The 22,276-nt window shown below is 64.9% G+C and carries 19 protein-coding genes; 9 read left to right on the forward strand and 10 right to left on the reverse strand.

Translation table 11 applies throughout. The features are described 5' to 3' along the window. The 4 genes from B7X30_RS05385 to B7X30_RS05400 form a co-directional block, all read right to left on the reverse strand. Nucleotides 1-1,365, reverse strand: a 1,365-nt coding sequence (locus B7X30_RS05385) for a DNA topoisomerase (ATP-hydrolyzing) (RefSeq protein ID WP_286729610.1), incomplete at its 3' end; no start/stop codon positions are given. A gap of 1 nt (nt 1,366) precedes the next feature. Further along, nucleotides 1,367-3,325: a DNA topoisomerase IV subunit B gene (locus tag B7X30_RS05390; RefSeq protein WP_286729613.1), complete on the reverse strand. Its 1,959-nt coding sequence runs from the start codon at nt 3,323-3,325 to the stop codon at nt 1,367-1,369. Between the two features lie 259 nt (nt 3,326-3,584). Continuing rightward, nucleotides 3,585-4,082 carry a GlcG/HbpS family heme-binding protein gene (locus B7X30_RS05395; protein WP_013122231.1) on the reverse strand — a complete coding sequence of 166 codons (498 nt, stop codon included), beginning with the start codon at nt 4,080-4,082 and terminating at the stop codon, nt 3,585-3,587. 158 nt (nt 4,083-4,240) lie between these two features. Beyond that, the gene (locus tag B7X30_RS05400) at nt 4,241-5,086 is read right to left on the reverse strand and encodes a GDSL-type esterase/lipase family protein (protein ID WP_286729616.1); all 846 of its coding nucleotides are present in this window, start codon (nt 5,084-5,086) and stop codon (nt 4,241-4,243) included. A 363-nt stretch (nt 5,087-5,449) separates the two neighbouring features. Here B7X30_RS05400 and B7X30_RS05405 point away from each other — a divergent pair, with 363 nt between their 5' ends. Next, entirely contained in the window at nt 5,450-7,708 is a 2,259-nt protein-coding gene (locus B7X30_RS05405; RefSeq protein ID WP_286729618.1) for a sensor domain-containing diguanylate cyclase, read from the forward strand. Between the two features lie 26 nt (nt 7,709-7,734). Here the strand turns inward: B7X30_RS05405 and rsmI are convergent, their stop codons facing one another. Beyond that, nucleotides 7,735-8,616: a 16S rRNA (cytidine(1402)-2'-O)-methyltransferase gene (gene rsmI, locus B7X30_RS05410; protein WP_286729620.1), complete on the reverse strand. Its 882-nt coding sequence runs from the start codon at nt 8,614-8,616 to the stop codon at nt 7,735-7,737. Nucleotides 8,617-8,623: 7 nt separating this feature from the next. On the opposite strand from rsmI, the gene B7X30_RS05415 reads away from it, so the two are divergent. From B7X30_RS05415 to ppa, 4 genes are all read left to right on the forward strand, one after another. Then, nucleotides 8,624-8,998 carry a YraN family protein gene (locus B7X30_RS05415; RefSeq protein ID WP_286729766.1) on the forward strand — a complete coding sequence of 125 codons (375 nt, stop codon included), beginning with the start codon at nt 8,624-8,626 and terminating at the stop codon, nt 8,996-8,998. Nucleotides 8,999-9,077: 79 nt separating this feature from the next. Beyond that, on the forward strand, nt 9,078-9,677 hold the full coding sequence (locus B7X30_RS05420) for a phosphoheptose isomerase (protein WP_013104663.1): 600 nt from the start codon (nt 9,078-9,080) through the stop codon (nt 9,675-9,677). Then, on the forward strand, nt 9,674-10,393 hold the full coding sequence (locus B7X30_RS05425) for a BON domain-containing protein (protein WP_276708200.1): 720 nt from the start codon (nt 9,674-9,676) through the stop codon (nt 10,391-10,393). The genes B7X30_RS05420 and B7X30_RS05425 overlap by 4 nt, the downstream gene beginning before the upstream one ends. A gap of 36 nt (nt 10,394-10,429) precedes the next feature. Then, nucleotides 10,430-10,960 (forward strand): inorganic diphosphatase, encoded by a 531-nt coding sequence (gene ppa, locus B7X30_RS05430; RefSeq protein WP_013104665.1) that lies wholly within the window; start codon nt 10,430-10,432, stop codon nt 10,958-10,960. Nucleotides 10,961-11,031: 71 nt separating this feature from the next. Here the strand turns inward: ppa and B7X30_RS05435 are convergent, their stop codons facing one another. Next, nucleotides 11,032-11,937 (reverse strand): NAD(P)-dependent oxidoreductase, encoded by a 906-nt coding sequence (locus B7X30_RS05435; RefSeq protein WP_276708198.1) that lies wholly within the window; start codon nt 11,935-11,937, stop codon nt 11,032-11,034. Nucleotides 11,938-11,965: 28 nt separating this feature from the next. Beyond that, the gene (locus tag B7X30_RS05440) at nt 11,966-13,246 is read right to left on the reverse strand and encodes a putative Na+/H+ antiporter (protein WP_276708196.1); all 1,281 of its coding nucleotides are present in this window, start codon (nt 13,244-13,246) and stop codon (nt 11,966-11,968) included. Nucleotides 13,247-13,357: 111 nt separating this feature from the next. Between B7X30_RS05440 and B7X30_RS05445 the strand changes: the two genes are divergently transcribed. Continuing rightward, the gene (locus B7X30_RS05445; protein ID WP_286729629.1) at nt 13,358-17,317 is read left to right on the forward strand and encodes a DUF748 domain-containing protein; all 3,960 of its coding nucleotides are present in this window, start codon (nt 13,358-13,360) and stop codon (nt 17,315-17,317) included. Here B7X30_RS05445 and B7X30_RS05450 read toward each other — a convergent pair. Then, nucleotides 17,305-18,348 (reverse strand): T6SS phospholipase effector Tle1-like catalytic domain-containing protein, encoded by a 1,044-nt coding sequence (locus B7X30_RS05450; protein ID WP_276708191.1) that lies wholly within the window; start codon nt 18,346-18,348, stop codon nt 17,305-17,307. The two genes, B7X30_RS05445 and B7X30_RS05450, sit on opposite strands and share 13 nt — an antisense overlap. Before the next feature lie 154 nt (nt 18,349-18,502). Here B7X30_RS05450 and B7X30_RS05455 point away from each other — a divergent pair, with 154 nt between their 5' ends. From B7X30_RS05455 to pncB, 3 genes are read left to right on the forward strand one after another with little or no spacing between them, the layout of a single operon-like run. Next, nucleotides 18,503-19,243 carry a nitroreductase gene (locus tag B7X30_RS05455; RefSeq protein WP_276708188.1) on the forward strand — a complete coding sequence of 247 codons (741 nt, stop codon included), beginning with the start codon at nt 18,503-18,505 and terminating at the stop codon, nt 19,241-19,243. Beyond that, nucleotides 19,240-19,509 (forward strand): DnaJ family domain-containing protein, encoded by a 270-nt coding sequence (locus B7X30_RS05460; RefSeq protein ID WP_286729633.1) that lies wholly within the window; start codon nt 19,240-19,242, stop codon nt 19,507-19,509. Before B7X30_RS05455 ends, B7X30_RS05460 begins: the two co-directional genes overlap by 4 nt. Then, a complete protein-coding gene (pncB, locus tag B7X30_RS05465) occupies nt 19,506-20,723 on the forward strand; it encodes a nicotinate phosphoribosyltransferase (RefSeq protein WP_286729636.1) in 1,218 nt (405 codons plus the stop codon). The genes B7X30_RS05460 and pncB overlap by 4 nt, the downstream gene beginning before the upstream one ends. A gap of 33 nt (nt 20,724-20,756) precedes the next feature. Here pncB and B7X30_RS05470 read toward each other — a convergent pair whose 3' ends face one another. Continuing rightward, the gene (locus tag B7X30_RS05470; protein WP_286729638.1) at nt 20,757-21,992 is read right to left on the reverse strand and encodes an APC family permease; all 1,236 of its coding nucleotides are present in this window, start codon (nt 21,990-21,992) and stop codon (nt 20,757-20,759) included. 14 nt (nt 21,993-22,006) lie between these two features. Then, the gene (locus B7X30_RS05475; protein WP_286729640.1) at nt 22,007-22,162 is read right to left on the reverse strand and encodes a hypothetical protein; all 156 of its coding nucleotides are present in this window, start codon (nt 22,160-22,162) and stop codon (nt 22,007-22,009) included. Nucleotides 22,163-22,276: the final 114 nt, after the last annotated feature.

The raw sequence follows: 22,276 nt of genomic DNA on the forward strand, positions 1-22,276 counted from the left end.
CCGCATGTCGAGAATGTCGTCGGCCTGCAACTCGGTGAGATCGAAGCGCGCCATCAGCGCCGGCCTGGGATCGTCGCTGTTGCGGATGGTCTCGATCACCTCGTCGAGGTTGAGCAGCACCTGCTGCCGACCTTCGAGGATGTGGATGCGCGCGTCCACCTGTTCCAGGCGATGCTTTGAACGACGCTGCACCGTGTCGCGGCGGTAGGCGATCCACTCGCGCAGAATGTCCATCAGCCCCTTCTGCCGAGGCTTGCCGTCGGCGCCGATCATCACCAGGTTGATCGGCACGCTGGTCTCTAGGCTGGTGCGGGCGAGCAGGGTGTTGACGAACTCGGCCTGATCGATGCGCGAGCTGCGCGGCTCGAACACCAGCCGCACCGCGGCTTCGCGGCCCGACTCGTCGCGCACCGTGTCGAGCAGATTCAGCAGGGTGGCTTTCAGTGCGATCTGCTCGGGCGCGAGCGCCTTCTTGCCAGGGCGGATTTTGGGGTTGCTGAGTTCCTCGATTTCTTCGAGCACCATCTGCGTGCTGGTGCCGTGCGGTAGTTCGTTGATCACCAGTTGCCATTGGCCGCGCGCGAGTGCTTCCACCGTCCAGCGGGCGCGCACCTTCAGGCTGCCGCGGCCGACGGCATAGGCGGCGGCGATGTCCTGCGGGCTGGAGATGAGCTGGCCTCCGGTGGCGAAGTCGGGCCCGGGCATCAGCGCCAGGGCGTCGGCAAGTTCGAGGCGGGGATTCTTGAGCAGGGCGACGCAGGCGCTGGCCACCTCGCGCAGGTTGTGCGCCGGAATCTCGGTGGCCATGCCCACGGCGATGCCGCTGGCGCCGTTGAGCAGCACGAAAGGCAGTCGCGCGGGCAGCAGCCGGGGCTCGGTGGTCGAGCCGTCGTAATTGGGAATGAAGTCGGCGGTGCCCGCGTCGATTTCGCCCAGCAGCAGCCGGGCGATGGGCGCCAGGCGCGCCTCGGTGTAGCGCATGGCGGCGGCGCCGTCGCCGTCGCGCGAGCCGAAGTTGCCCTGACCGTCAATCAGCGGATAGCGCTGCGCGAAGTCCTGCGACAGCCGCACCAGGGCGTCGTAGGCGGCCTGGTCGCCATGCGGGTGGAAGCGGCCGAGCACGTCGCCCACCACCCGCGCCGACTTGACCGGCTTGGCATCGAACGCCAACCCCATGCGCCACATGGCGTAGAGAATGCGCCGCTGCACCGGCTTCAGACCGTCGCACACATCGGGCAGGGCGCGGCCCTTGACCACGGAAATGGCGTAGTCGAGATAGGCGCGGCGTGCATAGTCGCCCAGCGCCAGCGAGTCGGTGTCGTCTTCAGGCCGGTTGTCGAATTCGAGGGTGGCTTGTTCGCTCATATCAGATGTCCACTTCGATCTGGTCGCCGTATTCCTCCATCAGCCCGCGGCGCGCCTGGGCTTCACCTTTGCCCATGAGCTGATGGAACAGAGCTTCTGCGTCGTCGGGCCGCACGCGGTACAGACGGCGTGTGTCGGGGTTGAGGGTGGTGTCCCAGAGTTGCTCGGCGCTCATTTCGCCCAGGCCCTTGAAGCGCGAAATCTGCCAGGCGCCGTCCTTCAGGCCGTCCTTGCGCAGTTTGTCTTGTGCGGCCTGCAGTTCGGCGTCGTCGAGCACGTAGATCTTCTGCGCCGGTTTCTTGCCGCGCGCGGGCGCGTCGAGGCGGTAGAGCGGGGGGCGGGCCACGCAGACATGACCGCGCTCGATGAGCTTGGGAAAGTGGCGGAAGAACAGGGTGAGCAGCAGCACCTGGATGTGCGAGCCGTCCACGTCGGCGTCGCTCAGAATGCAGATCTTGCCGTAACGCAGGTTGCTTAGGTCTGGCACGTCGTCCTTGCCGTGCGGATCGACGCCGATGGCCACGGCGATGTCGTGGATCTCGGTGTTGGCGAACAGCCGGTCGCGTTCGACCTCCCAGGAATTGAGCACTTTGCCGCGCAACGGCAGCACGGCCTGGAACTCCTTGTCGCGGCCCATTTTGGCCGAGCCTCCAGCGGAATCGCCCTCCACCAGAAACAGTTCGGTGCGTTCGGTATCGCGGCTTTCGCAGTCGGTCAGTTTGCCTGGCAGCACGGCCACGCCCGAGCCTTTTTTCTTCTCTACTTTCTGCGCCGCGCGCAGGCGGCTCTGCGCCTGGCGGATGACCAGTTCAGCGAGCTTTTTGCCCTGATCGACCCGCTCGTGCAACCAGAGTTCGAGCGTGGGCCGCACGGCCTGGCCGACCAGGCGCAGCGCATCGCGGCTATTGAGCTTTTCCTTGATCTGACCCTGGAACTGCGGATCGAGCACCCGCGCGGAAAGCACAAAGGACGCCCGCGCGAACAGGTCTTCTGGCAACAGCTTCACGCCCTTGGGCTGCAGGTTGTGCAGTTCGATGAAGCCCTTCACCGCCTGGAACAGCCCCTCGCGCAAGCCGGCTTCGTGCGTGCCGCCAGCCGGGGTGGGAATGAGGTTGACGTAAGACTCGCGCAGCACCGCGCCCTCTTCGGTGAAGGCCACGCACCAGGCCGCGCCCTCGCCTTCGGCGAAACTCTCCTGCTCTGAAGCGCTGGCGTAGTGCTCGCCTTCGAACAGGTCGATGAAGGGCTCGGCGGGCAGGCTGCTGAGCAGATAGTCGCGCAGTCCGCGGGCATATTCCCAGTGCGTGGTGTCGTCGGTTTTTTCCTGAATCAGATCGACCTTCACCCCGGGCAGCAGCACCGCCTTGCTGCGCAGCAGATGGGTGAGTTCGGCCAGCGGAAGATGCGGGCTGTCGAAGTATTTGGCATCGGGCCAGACGCGCACACGGGTGCCGCTTCTGCGCTCATCGCGTGCGGCCTTGCGCACCGCCAGGGGTTCGATAACGTCGCCACCTGCAAACACCAGATGCGCCACCTGGCCGTCGCGCCAGACCGTCACTTCAAGCCGTGCCGCCAGTGCATTCGTGACCGAAACGCCCACGCCGTGCAGCCCGCCCGAAAAGCTGTACGCGCCGCCCTGCAGCTTGTCGAACTTGCCCCCTGCATGCAGCCGGGTGAACACCAGCTCGACCACCGGCGCGTTCTCTTCCGGGTGCAGACCGAAGGGGATGCCGCGACCGTCGTCTTCCACGCTGATGCTGCCGTCGGCGTGCAGGGTGACGGCGATGTGCTGGCAGTACCCGCCCAGGGCTTCGTCAGCGCTGTTGTCGATGACTTCCTGCACGATGTGCAGCGGGTTGTCGGTGCGGGTGTACATGCCCGGCCGCTGGCGCACGGGCTCCAGGCCCTTGAGCACGCGGATGGACGATTCGGAATAGGCGGGAGGTCGGCGACTGGCCATGGAGGGTCAGAAAATTATCCACAGGGGTGCCACCGGTGCCCAGTTATCCCCAGCGGCTGGGGAAAATGTCACACCGGATGGGCGGAAAGCCCTGATTTCATGCGGGTTGATCGGGCTGCCCAAAAAAAAGGCAGGCCGTTGTGTCGGTCAGTTCTGCGCGGCGCGAGGTCGCGCAGAACTGAGTGAGGATTGTAGGCAGGGGCGCGAGTAGGGAAAACCAGGGAAGAACAACGGGAAACGCGAGGGGACGCGCAGGCCCTTACTGCATTTCCAGATCGGGCAAGACTGCGTCGAGTCCGGCCTGGGCGCATTCCTCGTCGACCTTGCCGTCCGGCGCGCCGCTCACGCCCACGGCGCCGTACATCCGGCCCCCGGCTTCGATCGGCACGGAACCCGCGGTGAAGGCCAGGCCGTCGCCCAGCAGCGCCAGGGGCGACGCGGCTTGCGGCCCCATGGCGGTGCCTTTGATGCCGAACATGGCGGCGGTGTAGGCCTTTTGCCGACTGATGGCCAGCGAGACCGGCGGGGCCAGGGTGTCGCGCAGCGTGGCCTGCACGATGCCGTTGCGATCGACCACGGTCACGCTGACCTGCAAGCCCTTGGCGCGACAGGTCTTGATGGCGCCCTGCGCGATGCGCTCGGCGGTCTCAAGGGTAAGTCGGTGGACCGTGACGGTGAGCGGCTCGGCCGCGAAGGCGGGTGCGGACAGCAAGGCGCACAGACCGAGCGCCGCGGGCAAACGAAGGGAAGCTTTCATGTTGTCTCCTGCAGAATTTTTTTGGGAATGGGCAGGCAGTGTGCGTGGCGCAGTATGGCACAGCAAAAGCCGCTTTGCCTGCGGGCAGGAAGGCCGGTTCAGCGAGCCATCAGCCCACCCCGAAACCCTTCGCTTCGCTCGGCTCTCTGTTCTGGGCACTATGGACTCTTGGGACGGTCCGGCGAGATTCTCATGAGTCTGTCAAGCGTGGGCGCGATCGCCTGGGCGATGCGTTCCATGCCTTGCGCATCCGGGTGGAGCAGCACAGTTTGATGCGCCACGTGCCCTTCGAGATAGAGCGAGGGATCGGGCTGGCCTTGGGCGTCGAGCAGCACATGGCCGACATTCAGGAAGGTCACAAAGGGGCTGTGGGCATAACGCTGGGCCAGCGCGGCGTTGATCTTGAGGGTTTCGGCGCTGATCCAGGCCGAGCGCTTGCTGGGCAGCACGCCGAGCAGCAGCACCGCGGTGTGCGGCAGCAACTGGTGCACCTTGTCCACCACCGCCTCGATGCCCGGCACGGTCAGGTGTGCGCCCCAGTGCGGCCGTCCCAGATTGTTGGCGCCGATCAGCAGAGTGCAGACCTTCGGAGACAGCCCCTGCACCTGCCCGTGATCGAGCCGCCACAACACACTGGCGGTGGTATCGCCGATGAAGCCGAGATTGAGCGGCTGGTAGCGTCCGTATTCGCGTTGCCAGATGGGCTGGTAGTCGGCCCAGGGCTGCGGGCTGCTGCGCTCCCAGTTCTGGGTGATGGAGTCGCCCAGCCAGACGAGTTCTGGCTGGCTGCGGCGCACCTGTTGCAGCGACGCTTCAAAGCGCTTGCGCCACCACGGCAGATCCATGCGGCCGATGGGCGTCGCGGCCAGATTGACTGCGGCTCGCGCCTGGGCGGCTTTCAGCCACGGGCTGAACAAAAGCGTACCTGCCGCGGCCCTCAGCAGTAAGCGACGCTGCATCGCAGGCGACGAGAAGGACGGTTCGGGGTCGGGCAGTGGGGGCATGGGAGAGGGTTCAGTAAGAGAAACAGCCAGAGAAACGCCGCGCTTACGGTGCTGAGTTCGTGAAGCAGTGCGCAATTTTCAACAATTCCTAGCGCTGCGTGACAGGCTACGGGCCGACAACGTGACGGATTTCACGGACAGGGCGACGCAACTTCCAGAGAATCCAGTCAAGCCAGAGCAGTCAGCGAATCTGGTGCAGGAATAATGCTTATCTTTCGTTGATTTCTCCAGTTTGTCTGGATTGTCAACAAGTTTGGTTCTTTGCTGACAATTATCAACCGATTTTTTGGGATGTTTTTCTCTTCATGAAATGTCGTTTTCTGCCCTGAAACTTTGACTCACTGACCCTACTGCAACGCCCTCATGTGCTCCGTGTCCACCCGCTCCGTGATTCGCTGGCTGCTCTGGTCAGTGGGCCTCGCTGCGTGTTACATCCTGGTGGCCTGGCTGGTGCTCGGGGTGCGGTCGAGCGAGCTCATTCTGTGGCCTTCGGCGGCCGTGGCGGCCTTCGGCCTGATTGCGCGCGGGCCGTCGATGGTGCCGGCCATCGCGCTCGCGTCCTGGGTGAGCGACTACATGCTGTTGGGCTGGGGACTGCAGGCCAGTGCCTTGATCGCGGCGGGCGACGTCCTCGGGCCGCTGCTCGGTCTGTGGCTGTTGCGGCGACGCGCGCGTTGGCAGGGTTTCGAGACGACGGCCGACGGTCTCTGGTTCATCGGCGCCATGGGCGTAATCGGCGCGGGGGTCTCTGCGGCCGTGGGGGCCGCTGCCGCGGCCACCTTCGGTTTTGGCCGGACGCCCGTTTCGCCTGATCTGGGCGTGCAATGGTGGGTGACCGATATGGCCAGCATCGTGGTGCTCACCCCCGCCGCCGAACTGCTGCGCCGGGCGTCGCTGCAGACCTTGCGGGCGGCGTTCAACGGGGAAATGGTGTGGCTGCCGGCGCTCGCGGTGATCGGCACCCTGCTGGTCTATCTCATGCCAGTCGGCCAGAGCGCGCTGCCCATCGGGCTGGCGAGCCTGGTCATGTTGCCGCTGCTGTGGTCGGCGATGCGTCTGCCGCTGGCGGTTTCAGCTGCCTTGAGCGCGGTCATCAGCCTGCTGATCGTGACGGCGACCGTGCTGCAGCAAGGCCCGATGTACAGCATGCTGGGCAGCGACCGCTTCATGTCCATGCAGATCATTCTGCTGGCGTTCGCCAGCGCCATGCTGCTCGCCGGATTGCTGGCCAACGAGCGGACCGTGGCACTCAAACAGGTGCGCGACATCAATGCCACGCTGGAAAAAAAGGTCAACCGCCGCACCGCCGCGCTGCAGATCAGCCAGGCCACCACACAGGCGCAGTTGCGGTTTCAGGAATCGCTGCTCAACGCCCTGCCCAACCCGGTGGCGTTCAGCGATCCGCAGGGGCGGTTCACCCGGGTGAACGTCGCCTTCAACCTGCTCGTCGGGCTCAGCGGCCCGGAAATTCACGGCCGCACCGGGACGCAGATCCTCGGCACGACGCTGGGCCGCATCTGGGAAGACATGGACAGCGAGTTGCTTTCCGGCAGCCTGCAGGTCACGCGCGAAGCGCCTTATCTGCATCCCGATCATGAGCCCACGGTGTGGATTTTGAACAAGGCGCTGGTGCGCGACGCGGTCAGCCGCCAGATCGTGGGCGTGGTCACCAGCATGCAGGACATCACCGCCATCAAGCAGTTGCAGCAGCAACTCAGCGAAGACGAGCAGCGCTTTCGCTTCCTCGCGGAAGAGTCGCCGGTGCCGCTGGTCATCACCCGCACCAGCGACGCGGCGCTGCTGTTTTCCAACAAGGCCGCCGACAGCCTGTTCCGCGGCTCGTATGCGGAGCACGCCGGGCAGTCGATGCGGCCTCTTTGGGGCGATTCGGTCGATCGCGATCAACTGCTGGCTCGGCTGCAGCGCGAAGGCGGCATCGTGCGCGGCGTGGAGGCCCAATTCCGTCGGTTCGACGGCACCGAGGTCTGGCTGCTGCTGTCGGTCACCCGGGGGCGTTACCGCGACGACGACGCGCTGATCTTCGCCTTCAAGGACATCACCGAGGCCAAGGCGCGCGAAAGCGAATTGCGCAATCTGGCCTACACCGACACGCTCACCGGCATTCCGAACCGCCGCTACTTTCTGGCCCGCGCCGCACTGGAGCTGCGCCGCGCGCAGCGTGAGGGCAGCCCGTTCGTGGTGCTGGCGCTGGACATCGACCGTTTCAAACAGATCAACGACCGCTTCGGCCATCAGGTGGGCGACGCTGTCATTCGCTGTTTTGCGCAGACCTGCATGCAGCAGTTGCGCGGGCCCGATCTGTGTGGACGGCTGGGGGGCGATGAGTTCGCCATTCTGCTGCCGCAGACCACGCGGCAGGTCGCGTTCGATGTGGCGCAGCGCCTGCGGCTGTCCATCCAGGAAGCCAGCTGCCTGCCCACGAGCGCGCCTGATGGCTTGACGCTGACCACCAGCATCGGCATTGCCGAGTTCCTTCCCACGTCCACCCTGATGGACGCCGACGAATTGCTCGACCGCGCCGACCAGGCGCTCTACCGCGCCAAACAAGCCGGACGCAACCGGGTGGAAATCTGGACGGGTGAAGCCCCGGCGCCGGTGTGAGGCGGGGCGCCCGATCAGCCCGTTTATTAGCCCTGTTTTTGATCGAGCAACCAGCGGTAGAGCGCATCGCGCTTCAGCCCGGTGAGGTCGGCCGCCACCGCCGCCGCGCGTGAGGCGGGCAACTCCTGCGCCAGCCGCTGCAGCAGGGCGATGGCTCGGGTGTCGAGTTCCGCCACGGCCGCGCGCGGCTGCAGCAGCAGCACGAATTCGCCCTGCGCCCGCCGGGGAGCGGCATCGAGCCAGTCGAGCGCGGCTTGCGGCGTGCAGGGCAGCAGGGTTTCGAACTGTTTGCTCAACTCCTTGGCGAGGACGAGTTGCGCTTGCGCGTCCAGCTCCAGCAAGGTGAGCAGGCAGTCGCGCAGCCGGTGCGGGGCTTCGAAAAACACCGTCACCCGCGTAGCCTGTAGCGCGGCCTGCAGAAAGGCGCGCAGTGCCACGACCTTTTCGGGCGCGAATCCCGCGAAGCAATAACCCGAGTGCAGATCGAGGCCGCTGGCGCTGAGCGCCGTCGTCACCGCGCTGGCACCCGGCAGGGGCATTACCCGCAGCCCTGCGGCATGAGCGGCGGCGGCGATGCGGCTGCCCGGATCGCTGATGCCCGGCGTGCCCGCGTCGCTGACAAAAGCCACGCGCTCGCCCGCGGCCACCGCGGCGACGATGTGCTGCGCGGCCTGCGCCTCGCGGTGCCGGTCGCAGCGCAGCGTGGGTTTGCGCAGACCGTAGGCTTCGAGCAGACGCTGCGCCATTCGGGTGTCTTCGGCCGCGATGCGGTCGGCATGGTGCAGTACGGCCAGGGCGCGCAGGCTGATGTCGGCCAGGTTGCCGATGGGCGCGGCCACCATGTAGAGCGCGGGCGGAAAATCCTGCTGGGCGCAGAATTCCAGTGCGGTTTGGAGGGGAGTGGACATGGCGGGCATGTTGCAAATGTGGAAGCAGCGCGCGGCGCGCCGTCTGGGGCAGTCGGCAGAAGCGCAGGCCTGCGCCGAGCTGCAGGCCCGCGGCTTGCGGCTGGTCGAGCGCAATTATCGGGTGCGGGGCGGCGAGATCGACCTGATCATGCGCGCGGCCGACGGCACGCTGGTCTTTGTCGAGGTACGCGCCCGCAGCAACGCGGCGGCGTATGGCGGGGCGGCGGGCAGTGTCGATGCGCGCAAACGCCGCCGTATTGTGCTGGCCGCGCGTCACTATCTGGCGCGTCTGGTCGAGGAGCCGACATGCCGTTTCGATGTGGTTGCGCTGGAAGCGGGCAAGCTGGAGTGGCTGCCCGGCGCGTTTTCGGCGGAAGAATGATGACGCAGGCAGGACAACACGCGGGCCGCACAGGCACTCGACCCCGACTAACATCGCCCTTTTGTCTCTCAGTCACATCATGCTAGAGCAGCGTATCCAGCAGCATTTTTTCGACAGCGCCGATCTGAAGTACCAGGCGGCCGAGGCGCTGACCGGGCCGATCGCGCGCGCCGTCGATGTGCTGGCGACGGCGGTGTCGAATGGGCACAAGATTCTGATCTGCGGCAACGGCGGATCGGCCGCCGACAGTCAGCATCTGGCCGCTGAACTGGTCGGCCGCTTCGAGCGCGAGCGCCCCGAGCTGGCCGCCATCGCCCTCACCACCGACACCTCCACCCTCACCGCCGTGGCGAACGATTACGGTTTCGACCATGTGTTCGCCAAGCAGGTGCGGGCGCTGGGTCTGCCCGGCGACGTGCTGGTGGCGTTCAGCACCAGCGGCAATTCGTCGAGCATCGTCGAAGCCGTGCGGGCCGCGCAGGCCAGAGAGATGAGCGTGCTGGCGCTGACCGGGCGCACTGGCGGCCGGGTGGCCGGCCTGCTGCGCGAAGCGGATGTGCATATCGCCGTGCCCAACGACCGTACCGCCCGCATCCAGGAGGTGCATCTGTTGACATTGCATTGCCTTTGCGATGGCTTAGACTGGGTGCTGATGGGCGAACCGGAGTCTTTGGCATGACACAGATGAACGTGGATATTTGTTCTAAATCGACTTCCGCTGCGAGCGGCGTGCGTCGTTCGCGCGGTTTGTGGCGCGCGGCCAGTCTGCTGGCCGTCGTGCTCGCGGCCACGCAGTTGCAGGGCTGCTTCGTGCTGGGTTTGGGCGCGGTGGGCACCACCGCCTATGTGGCAACCGACCGACGCACGGCGGGCTCCATCCTCGAAGACAACACCATCGAGCTCAAGGCGGACAACCGCATTTCTTCCGCCCTGGGCGCCGGTGTCAATGTGCGCGCCGTGAGCTACAACCAGCAGGTGCTGCTGGTCGGCCAGGTGCCGAGCGAGGCCGATAAACAGAAGGCCGAAGGGGTCGTCAAGGGCGTGCCCAATGTCAAGGCCGTGCTCAACGAAATCGACATCGGGCCTGTGGCCGACCTCAACCGCAGCGCCACCGACACCCTCATCACCACCAAGGTGCGTGCCCGCCTGATCGACGCCCGCGATATTTTCGGCAATGCGTTCAAGGTGACCACGTCCAATAGCGTGGTCTATCTCATGGGCATCGTCACGCAGCGCGAGGCCGACCGCGCCGTGCAGATCGCACGCGACACCACGGGCGTGTCGAAGGTCGTGACCATGTTCAACATCATCAGCGAGCAGCAGTTGCAGGACATGCGCAACCCGCAAAAGGAAAACGCACCGCCGCCCGAGCCACGCGGCAATAATCCTGCCTAAATTTTTTCTACCTCTCTCTTAACCCAAGGACTGATTATGAGTTTGCGCGACGTGCCTGCGGGCAAAAGCCTGCCTGACGACTTCAACGTAGTGATCGAGATTCCCGCGCACGCGCCGCCGGTGAAGTACGAGGTGGACAAGGCCAGCGGGACGCTGTTCGTCGATCGCTTCATGTCCACCGCGATGCACTACCCGTGCAACTATGGCTACATTCCGCAGACCCTGTCGGAAGACGGCGACCCGGTGGACGTGCTCGTGGTCACCACCATTCCGCTGGTGCATGGCTGCGTGGTGCGTTGCCGCCCCATCGGCATGCTGAAAATGACCGACGAAGCCGGGGTGGACGCCAAGCTCATCGCCGTGCCGGTGGAAAAACTGCTGCCGCAGTACCGCCACATCCAGAAGCCCGAAGACCTGCCGCCCGAACTGCTCAAGCAGATCGAGCATTTTTTCAACCACTACAAAGACCTCGAAGCGGGCAAGTGGGTGAAGACCGAAGGCTGGGCCGGGATTGATGCCGCGCGGGCCGAAATCACCGCCAGCGCCGCGCGCTACACGGCCAAATAATCGTCGTCAGTAAAAACAAAGGCCACTCTCGGGTGGCCTTTGTCGTCTTTGTCTTTTGTGGCGCCGCAGTTTCAGTTGCTTTTATCACGCAGCCGCTTGAGCAGCGACGAGGTGTCGAGCCGCCCGCCGCCTGCCGCCTGCACATCGGCATAGAACTGATCGACCAAGGCAAGGACCGGCAGCCGCGCGCCGTTGTGGCGGGCCTCCTGCAGACACAGACCGAAGTCCTTGCGCATCAGATCGACGGCAAAGCCGAAGTCGTAGCGGCCTTCGATCATGGTCGAGCCGCGGTTGTCCATCTGCCAGCTCTGCGCCGCGCCTTTGCCGATCACCTGCAGCACCGTGGACAGATCCAGCCCGGCGTGCTCGCCAAAGGCGATGGCCTCGGCCAGGCTTTGCACCACGCCGGCGATGGCGATCTGGTTGACCATCTTGCAAAGCTGCCCGGCGCCGTTGTCGCCCAGACGGGTGACGGCGCGGGCGAACGCGGCAATCACCGGCTGCGCCCGCTCGAACGCTGGGGCCTCGCCGCCGCACATCACGGTGAGTGTGCCGTTCTGCGCACCGGCCTGCCCGCCCGAGACGGGGGCGTCGAGAAAAAATAGGCCGCGTTCGCGCGCCGCAAGGCCCAGCTCGCGGGCGACATCGGCCGAGGTCGTGGTGTGGTCGATGAACACCGCGCCGGGCTGCATGCCGGCGAAAGCGCCGTCTGGGCCGAGGGTCACGGCGCGCAGGTCGTCATCGTTGCCGACGCAGGAGAACACGAAGTCGGCCCCCGCCGCGGCTTCGCGCGGTGTCGCCGCTGAATGACCGCCGTTGCGGCGCACCCAGTCGTGGGCCTTGCTCGCGGTGCGGTTGTAAACAGTCACGCGGTGCCCGACGCGGGCCAGATGCCCGGCCATCGGGTCGCCCATGACGCCCAGGCCGAGAAAAGCGACGGTGTGAGTTGCGGAGTCAGGGAGGGTGGGAGTATTCATAGGTTAGGAAAGCGTTTGGAAAAATGGATCACAGCAGCCAGAAGCAGCCCATCGCCACTGCGGTGGGCAGCAGGGCGGCGGCCAACAGGCCCAGCGGCTGCACCGCTCCTTCGTCAAAACAGCTGCGCAGCAGGGCGATGCCAGCCGGATTGGGGGCGTTGGCGATGACCGTGAGGCCGCCGCCGCTGACCGCCCCCGCCACCAGCGCGTATTTGAATTCGGGGCTCAGTCCCTGCACCAGCGAGCCGAGGTAGGTCAGCGCCGCGTTGTCGGTGATGGCCGTCAGCGCCGTGGCGCCGAAAAATACCGCCGTGGCATCCATGCGGGTGAGCAGCGGTTGCAGCCACCATTGCTGCAGGCCGCCCAGCACCACCAGCCCGCCCAGAAAGAAGCCCACCAGCATGCCTTCCTTGAGCATCAGGGCGTCTTGATAGCGCGCGTAGGCGGTGGCAAAACCGACGAAAAACAGCAGCAGGGGAATGAACACCGCCGGGTGGTGAGCGAACACCACGACGGCCACCAGAAACAACAGGTGGATGCCGATGACGCTCAGCGGCGCGCGTTGTTGTGTGGGGTCGGGCGTATCCACCGCGGCCGGTCGCGCCAGCCCGGCCAGTTCGCGGCGGAACATCAGGGTGGCGCCCACGGCGTTGATGGCCACCGCGATGGCGGCTTTCCAGCCGAAATGGGTGAACATGAAACCCAGATCCCACTGCCAGGTCGAGGCCACCATGAGCACCGGCGGCGCGGCGAAATGGGTGAGCGTGCCGCCGATGGATACGTTGACGAACAGCACCCCCAGGGTGAGGTATTTGAGCCGCAGCGACACTTCGGCGCGAAAAATGCGGTCGCGCAGCAAAAGGGCGGCCAAGGTCATGGCTGCGGGTTCGGTGATGAACGAACCCAGCAGCGGCACGAGCACCAGCAGAAGCAGGTAAAACATGATCGCGCCCGGCAGGGGAAGGGCGCGCTCCAGCCCGTTGACGACGTCGCCCGCAGCCTGAAGAATGGGCCGGGTGCCTGCGATGACCATGATGGCGAAGACGAACAGCGGCTCGGTGAAATCGCGCGAGTCGATGTAGCCCACCGCTTCATGCTGCCCCAGCGTGGCGAACAAAAACACCATGAGCACCATGGCCCAAAACCCAAACACCACCTCGACCTCGCCGAGCAGATGCCACAGCCCGGCGTGCGCGGGCTGGCGGTGCGCCAGGCCCTCGAAGAATTTGGTGGAAAAGGTATGGATCACCGCAATGGCAAACAGGGCGGCGCCTACGTACTGAACATAAGCGGGGGTCGAGTCGGTCATGGGTTCGGGTGGATTGAGTTGCGCAACAAGCAGGGATGGTATCGGCCGAAGCGGCGCCGCGCCGCGGGGTGGAGCCATAATGCAGTGCATCCAATCTTTCGCGAGGTTTTGATGTCTGCCACTGCTTCGTCCGTCTGGAGGCGACTGCGCCGCGTGCTGCTCAGCCTGCCGGTGCTCATTGTGGCGGGCCTGTTCGTGTTTTACGTGGCTTTTGGCTACCTTGCGGTCGGGCCGCTGGCCGAGCATTACATCCCCAAGCTGGCGCAGTCGCGGCTCGACAGCCGGGCCACGGTGGGCAAGGTGGCGTTCGACCCCCTGCACCTGAATCTCACGGTGGACCAGCTGCAACTGAGCACGCCGCAAGGGGTGCCGCTGGCGGGGTTTGGCAAGCTGTTCGTTGATTTCGCCCCGGTCAGCCTGTTTCGCTGGGCGTGGACGTTTCATCAAATCCGCGTCGATCAGCCGCAGGTGAACGTGGCCATTGCGCAAGGCGGCGCGATGAACTGGGACGCTCTGGTGCGCGCCCTGCAGCGCGGCCCCAAACCGGCCAAACCTTCCGACACCCTCCCGCGCGTGGTGATCGAGCAGTTGCAGATCGCAGGCGGCACGCTGCGCTACGCCGATGCCAACCGCCCCCATCCCTATGCCACGCAGTTGACGCCTTTGAACGTGCAGGTCAACGATCTGTCCACTCTGCCCAAGGCGCGCGGGCAATACGCCATCAGTCTGGTGCTGCCCGAGCAGAAGGCCACGCTGCGCTGGAAGGGCTATGTGGGCGTCAATCCGCTGGTGTCCGGCGGGCAGGCGGAACTCACCGGGCTCGACCTGGCAGCCGCGGCGCGGGCCGTGCCGAATCTATCGAGCAGCTTGCAGATCACCTCGGGCACGGCGTCGATTCATGCGGCCTACAGCGCGGTGCAGGGGCAGCAAGGCTGGCTGTGGGCGATCAATGACCTCGGCGCGCAAATTCAGACCTTGGCCGCGCGGGTGGGCGCCGCCGCCGTGCAGTGGCAAAGCCTGAAACTGGATGGGGCAAAAATCGATGGCGCCAAACGCACCGTGTCGATGCAGTCTTTGTCGCTGGACGGATTGAGCGCCGCCTCAGGCAGCGATCAGCTGCAGTTCCACACTGCGCAACTACAAGGTGGGCAACTCGACTGGGCTCGGCAACACGCAGGTTTCGGGCCGCTGCGCGTGCAAGACATCAGCGGGCAGATCGGCCAGGCCGCACTGCAGGCGGGCAGCCTGCAGACGCAGCCGGGCACGGTCGATCTGGCCCAGCGCACCCTGCAACTGCCGCAAATCACCCTGCAGAACAGCCAGTTGCGCGCAGAAGTTGCACAGGCGGCGCCTTGGCTTTCGCTGCCCATGCTGCAGGTCGATGCGGTGCAGGCCGATCTGGCGCAGCGCCGCCTGCAACTCGGCGCCGTTCAGCTCGACGCGGCCCGAGTTCAGCTCAAGCGTCTGGCGAACGGGCAGATCGATCTGCTGCAGGCCATGAGCGCTTCCAAAGCGTCGAAGCCGCCGAGCCCGCCCGCTTCAGTTCCCGCCTCAGTGCCCACTTCAGCGCCTGCATCAGCCGTTCAAGCCGCTCAGCCCGCACCCGCCTGGACCTTGGAAGTGCAGCGCGTCGCCACCCGGGTGCAGGCGCTGGATTACACCGACCAGAGCTTCAAGGCGCCGCTGCAACTGCAGCTCAGCGACCTCAAGATGAACTCCGCGGCCAAGGTGGTGCTGCCTGCGGGCAGCCCGGCGCAGGTTCAGGCCAAAGACCTGCAACTGCAACTCGGCGCGATGCAGCTCGACAGCGCCCGTCAAGCGCTGGCGCGGTGGAAAAGCCTGCAACTCGGCTCCAGCGAAATCAGTCTGCCCGCGTCCGGCGTGGCCCATATTCGCGCCGGGGCCCTGCAAGTGGACGGCTTCAATACCGAGGTGACTCTGGCGCAGAACGGCCTGAACTGGGCGCAGGCCTTTGTGCCCCTGTCCGCGACCCCCGCCTCCGCAGCGCCACGACCCGCCAAGCCTGCCGCACAAAACCCGGCTGCCAAGCTGCCCGATCTGCAACTCAAAAGCCTTGCTCTGCGCGACTTCTCGGCTCAGGTCGAAGATCGCCAGACTTCCGCGCCCCTCCGTCTGGATGTGGTGCAGGGTCAGGCCAGCGCCCGCAACCTCAGTCTGGATTTGCGCAAACCCGTTGCGCTGCAAGTGCGCTTCGCGCTCAAGCAGGGCGGGCAGTTCAGCGCCCGCGGCCAGGTCGTCCCGCAACCGCTGGCCGGTTCGCTGCAGGTGCAACTTCAGCAGCTTGCGCTCACCCCCTACGGCAGTCTGCTGGCGCCTTATGTGCGGCTGCTGCTTACCAGCGGAACCGCCTCGGCCGACGGCACGGTGAAGCTGGGCAAGGGCCAGGGCAGCGTGCCGAAGGTGAGCTATGACGGCCGTGCGCAGATCGACAACCTCGCGCTGGTCGAGCCCGAAGGGCGCACGCCGTTTCTGGGCTGGCGCAAGCTGGCGGCCACCGGGCTGAGCGTCGATAGCGCGCCGCTGTCGGTCAGCATCAACGCGCTGCAGGCGGTGGAGCCCTATGGTCGCATCGTCATCAACCCCGACCGTACGCTCAATGTGCAGGCCATCCTGCTCACGCGCAAAGCCGCCCAGAGCCCGCCGCCTGCCGCTGTGGGCCACAGTGCGGAAAAGCCCTTGCCGCTGGCGCTGCGCATCGACCGCACCGCCATCGAAAATGCCGACGTGGACTTCACCGATCAGTCCATCAAACCCGACTTCCGGGTGCGCATGCAAAAGCTCTCCGGGGTGATCAACGGTCTGTCAGACGCGCCCGATAGCAGCGCCCAGATCGAACTCGACGGTCAGGTCAACGACTACGGCTCGGCCAAGGTGCGGGGGCAGTTGCAGCCCTTCCGCGCCACCCAGAACACCGACGTGACGCTGGATTTCCGCAACCTGAACATGGCCTCGGTTTCGCCGTACTCGGGCAAGTTTGCCGGGCGCACCATCGAATCGGGGCGGCTCGATGCCAAGCTGCAGTACAAGATCGTCAAGGCGCAGATGCAGGGCAACAACCAGTTCACCATCACCCACCTCAAGCTGGGCCCGCATGTCGACAGCCCCGGCGCGATGAACCTGCCGCTCGATCTGGCCATCGCCGTGCTGGAAAACAGCGACGGCGTGATCGACATCGACCTGCCGGTGCATGGCGACCTGAACAACCCCAAGTTCAGCTACGGCGGCATCATCTGGCAGGCCATCGTCAACGTGCTGACCAAGATCGTCACCGCGCCGTTCCGCGCGCTGGGCGCACTGTTCGGCGGCGGGGGCGAGCAAACGTCGCAGAACGTGGCTTTCGCCCCCGGCAGCGCAGTGCTGGCGCCGCCCGAGCGTGAAAAGCTGCTGCATATCGCCGAGGCGCTGCGCAAGCGGCCGCGGCTGGAATTGCAGGTGCCGCCCACGCTCGATGTCGCGCGCGACACCGCCGCGCTGCAGCAGGCCGCTGTGCGTCGTCAGGTGCTGCTCAAGCTGGGCGTGACCGTGCCGCCCGATGTCAGCCCGGGCCCGCTCGATCTGGGCAATGCCCGCACCCGCAATGCCATCACCGCGCTCTACCTCGACCAGCACCCGACTAGCGCGCTCGATGCGCTGAAAAAATCGCTGCCCAAAACCGATCAGCCGGAGCAGGCTTTGCTGCACGCCATGCTGGCGCAGTTGGCCAAGGCGGTAGTGATTCCCCAATCGGCTCTCGACGCGCTGGCGCAGGCGCGGGCCAAGGCCGTGGTCACGGCGCTGACCACCGGCCCCAAGGCCTTGCCTGCGACGCGGGTGCAGACGGGGACTGCGATCAAGGCCGCAGAAAAGACGGCGGACAAGATGGCGGGCAACGGCGACGAGAAAGACCAGGAAAAGGACGTGGTGCTCACGCTCGGCCTGGCTTCAGGTCAGGCCACTGCAAGCGCACCATCCGGAGTGCCGACCGCTGCGCCGACCACATCGCCAACAACGGCACCGCAAGCGCCCGCTGCTGCGTCTGTCGCTTCTGCCGCCGCCGCTCAGGGCAAGTAAGTCACCGGCCGCATGGCGAGAAAACGCTCCAGCGCGGGGGGGCGGTAGTCGGGCAGGGTGGAGTGTCGGCTGAGGGTGGAGGTATGCACGCCCTCGTGACCGGCGGGGTTGGCCTGTCCCGGCTGGCGTTCGCGCTGACCCAGCAGGCGGTAGAACAGCGTCAAGGTCTCGCCCATTTGCGCGGCGGGGTCGCCATGCGGGGGAAGCAGGGCCGGGTCGAGCGCCAGACCGCAGCGTTGCGCCCGGTCGGCCATCCATAGCAGCGCACCGTCAGAAAGGCCGGTGAGCGTTTGCCCTCCGCCCACATCGCCATGCACGCCCGGAAACCAGGCCTGCTCCACCACCTGATCGGTGGCGTGGCTTTGCTTCTGCCAAAGCGTCGGCACGAAAGGCTTGCGGCGCTCGTCCAGCGCCAGTGCCTGATAGCCGTAGCGCACATGGCTGCTCAGCGCCACGTCGTGAAACTCGTACAGAGGTTTAGTCCAGAAGCGCAGCGGGGTGACGGGTATGCCCAGGGCGCCCACCGTGTCCCAGACGCCGATGAGTTCGATGGGCGCGTCCGGCCAGGCGTAGGCCTCGCGAAAGGCGACGGATTGCGGCGCGTTGGGGTGGCTGTCGGGCGAACGGTCGCGATAGAGCGCGTAGGCCTCGCCCACGCGGCCGACATGCTGCGGACGCAGGATGCCGCAATTGCGAATCAGCCCGCCCACGCTGCGCACCGTGTACGCGCCGCGGCTGTAACCGAACAGAAAGATCTGGTCGCCCGGGTGATAGTTCTGCACCAGAAACAGGTAAAGCTCGCGGATATTGGCCGAGATCCCCAGGCCAAACGCGCCCCCGGTGATCTTGTCCCATAGGCCGCCCTGTTCGCCTAGACCTTTTTGGTAGAACACCACCTGATCGATGCCATGACTGTCTTGCGGCGCGACGGCGACCGAGAGCTTGACCACATTGGTCGGCGTGGGCGCGTTACCGTCGTTCTGGTCGGGCTTGCTCCAGGTGCCGTCGGCGAACAGGGCGATGCGTTTCATGTGAGGAATCCGCAAAGGTGTTACGTTTTTTCACGTTTGGACTTTGCGAATGATGGGGCGACCCGTGCAGCTTGCCCACCCCCAAACCCGGTGTCGCGCAGGGCTTCGATTCGGGGGGATAGACTGAGGCTGAATGACCGCATTCGCTTTAGCCATGACCCATCGCCTTCCCATCGCCTCGGCAGAACAAACGCCCCCCGCGCCAGAGACGCAGTCCGCAGTGGATGGCGCGATTACTTCGCGCCGTTCCATCCGCCGCTTTCTGCCCACGCCGGTGCCGCGCACCACGCTCGAGGCCATCCTGCAAGTGGCCGCGCGCGCGCCGTCGGGCACCAACACCCAGCCCTGGCAAGTGCATGTGCTCACGGGCGCGGCGCTGGCGCGGCTGTCCGCTCGCATCCTGGCGGCGTATGACGACCCGTCACAGGCCGCGCAGCACACCGAGGAATACGCCTACTATCCGCGTGAATGGCGTTCGCCCTATATCGACCGCCGCCGCAAGGTCGGCTGGGACTTGTACGGCCTGCTGGGCATCGCCAAGGGCGACAAGCCCGCCATGCACGCACAGCATGGTCGCAACTACCGGTTTTTCGACGCGCCGGTCGGGCTGATTTTCACCATCGACCGGGTGATGGAACAGGGCAGCTGGCTCGACTACGGCATGTTTTTGCAGAACATCATGGTGGCGGCGCGCGGTCGCGGTCTCGACACCTGCCCGCAGGCCGCGTTCACCCAGTTTCACCGCCTCATCGAAGACGAATTGAAGCTCGACGCCGCAACGCAGCAAGTCGTCTGCGGCATGTCGCTGGGCTGGGCCGATCCTGCGGCCATCGAAAACACCCTGGTCACCGAGCGCGCACCGGTGGCCGAATTCACCCGGTTCCACGACGCATGAATGCGCTGGCCTTCATCGGCGAAACCCGCATTGCCCAAGCCGTGCAGGAGGGCATGCTCGACAAACTGCCCGGCGCCGGACGCCCGCTCGATCTCACCGTGCGCGACGGCGCGCTCGAAGCCCAGGCGCGCCTCGGACTCCAACTGCTCGACCGGGCGCGCCGCGTGCGCACCGATGCTGCGCAAGACCAGCGCGAACGCGCCGTGCTGCGCCTGCTTTGGGCCAAGGCGCTGTCACGCGAGCGCCGCAACTCGTCCAACCCATGATCATCGAATCGCTGCTCGACACTGACCTCTACAAGTTCACCATGATGCAGGTGGTGCTGCATCACTTTCCCGGCGCCCAGGTGGAGTACCGCTTCAAATGCCGCACGCCCGGGGTCGATCTGGTGTCGCGGCTGGGCGAGATCAACGCCGAACTCGACGCCCTCTGCACCCTGCAATTCAAACCCGACGAACTCGACTACCTGCGCAGCCTGCGTTTCATCAAGAGCGATTTTGTCGATTTCCTTGCGCTGTTCCGCCTCAACCGCCAGCGCATCCGCGCCACACCCGCTGTCGACCCGGCTGCACGCGAACGCGGCGAGATCGACATCGCCATTCAAGGCCCCTGGCTGCACACCATTCTGTTCGAAGTGCCGGTGCTAGCCATCGTCAGCGAGGTATACGCCCGCCACGCCCATGCCGATGCCGACCAGCACGCGGGCCTGGCGCGTCTTGCCGACAAGATTGCCCTGCTCCATACCCCGGAGCTGCAAGACTGCCGCATCGCCGACTACGGCACCCGCCGCCGCTACTCGCGGCGCTGGCAGGCCCAGGTGCTTGGGCGGCTGCATAGCGGCCTCGGCCCCCAGCTTGCGGGCACCAGCAATGTGCTGCTCGCCAAAGACATGGGCCTCACCCCGCTGGGCACTATGGCGCACGAATACCTGCAGGCCTGCCAGGCGCTGGGCCCGCGCCTGCGCGACACCCAGGTGTTCGCCTTCGAGATGTGGGCCAAGGAATACCGCGGCGACCTGGGCATCGCCCTGGCCGACGTGTATGGTCTGCAAGCCTTCCTGCGCGACTTCGATCTGTATTTCTGCAAACTGTTCGACGGCGCCCGGCACGACTCGGGCGATCCCTTCTCATGGGGCGAACAGATGATTGCGCACTATGCCAAGCACCGCGTCGATCCCCGCACCAAGACCCTGGTGTTCAGCGACATGCTCACCATTCCCAAGGTCATCGCGCTTTACCGGCAGTTTCACCAGCGCGTCGGCCTGGCCTTCGGCATCGGCACCAACCTCATGCACGACCTCGGCTTTGAAGCGCCGCAGATGGTGCTCAAAATGACCCGCTGCAACGGCCAGCCCGTTGCCAAGGTCAGCGACGCGCCGGGCAAGAATATGTGCGACGACCCGGCGTATCTGGCCTATCTACGTGAAGTCTTCCAGATCCCCGCCGACCAACTGGTCGAGCATGATGGGGAAGACGGGTGACTCCAGTTAAAGACTTCGCTTGGGTGCGGTGTTTTATTCGTCTGCGATAAAGCTGCCGATGGTCTGCGCAAGGTGCGGATTACTCTTGGTCAGAATCAATCCGTAGATCACCGACAGCGCCAAGACAGCGAGGGCGACGTAGGGGAAGAGATTGAATGGTTCCGGCTGTCCGGGCTCCACCAGTCCCCACAAGGGCATCAGCATCAGCAAGGTTCCCAGAATCGGCAGAATGAGATGTTTGGTCAACTGGAATTCCGCGCGGTGGTGTTTTCGCATGTAGACCGGCAAGGCGAGGTTGGTAATCAGGTAAGTGAGGATGATGGGAATCGTCCCCAGTGTGGCGGCATAGCCGAACAGATCCACGGGTTTGATGTGCCTGCCGTAGACCGCAACAATCAACACGGCAATGGCGATGAAGGTCCACATGGCGATATGGGGCGTTTGGTGTTTTTGGTGGACGCGCCCGAAAAATTTGGGCAGCAAGCCTTCGCGCCCCGAATTGAACAGAATGCGCGCTTGAGAGTTGGTCAGCCCGATCAAAGATGAAAAGATGCTGCTGATGCCCGCGAGATAGGCCACGATGAGCAGTGCAGCGGCAGAGGCTTTGAGCGCATCGACAAAGGGGATTGATGACGCACTGATGGCTTTTACGTTGTGATGAAAGCCGATCTCGGTGGCATAGGCCAGAAATGCATAGAGTGCTCCGATGGCCAAAGTGGCAGAGCGCAATGCTCGCGGAACATTGCTCCGGGGATCTTTTGTTTCCTCGGCCAGCATGGCCGAGTTTTCCCAGCCGATGAATAGATAGATGGCCAAAGGGAAACCTAGGCTGAGGCCCTTGAAGCCGCCGGCAAGTTGCGACCATGAAAACGGCGACAGGTTGATCCACTGCGCGTTTTTAACCAGCATGATGACGGCGCCAATCAGCAGCAAGACGAGCTCGAAGTAGAAGAAACCCGCCGCCCACCTCGTCGATAAACCGATGCCTCTGGACACCAGAAACCCAACGATGAGCGCTGATGCGACGCTCAGAATTTGCCAGGGCACATTGATGCCGAGAAAAGTCTGCAAGGTGTCATGCGCCCAACCGCCGGAAATCACAACAACGGCAGATGCCCCGATGACATAACCGAACACGACAAAAACCGACGCCGCAGCACCCGCAACGGGACCGAAGCCCATGCCGATAAAAGTGACAAACGACCCGGCGCTGGGCCGGTACTTCGAGAACTCGGCCAGCGTATTTGTGAGGAAGAGCACGACCACCATTGCGGCGATGATGGTTAGCGGCGCCGCCAGCCTGCACCCTGAACAATGGTGCCGAATCCGAAATAGAAACTCATGGCTGGCGCGATATTGGCCAGCGTGGATGCCACGATTTGCGGCAGACCCAGCGCATTGCGCTGTAATCGTGAGCCTTGTTGGTGTGGGGTATGCATAGTGTCTCCGAGACGATTTTTTTGTGATAGGCGACGCTGAGCATAGAAACCCGTCACATGACAGTCGGTCAGTATTGGTAACAAACTGTCTGTTGGAGTTAACGACAGGGGCAA

This window comes from Thiomonas sp. 13-64-67, from assembly GCF_002282795.1.
Classification (GTDB): domain Bacteria; phylum Pseudomonadota; class Gammaproteobacteria; order Burkholderiales; family Burkholderiaceae_C; genus Thiomonas; species Thiomonas arsenitoxydans.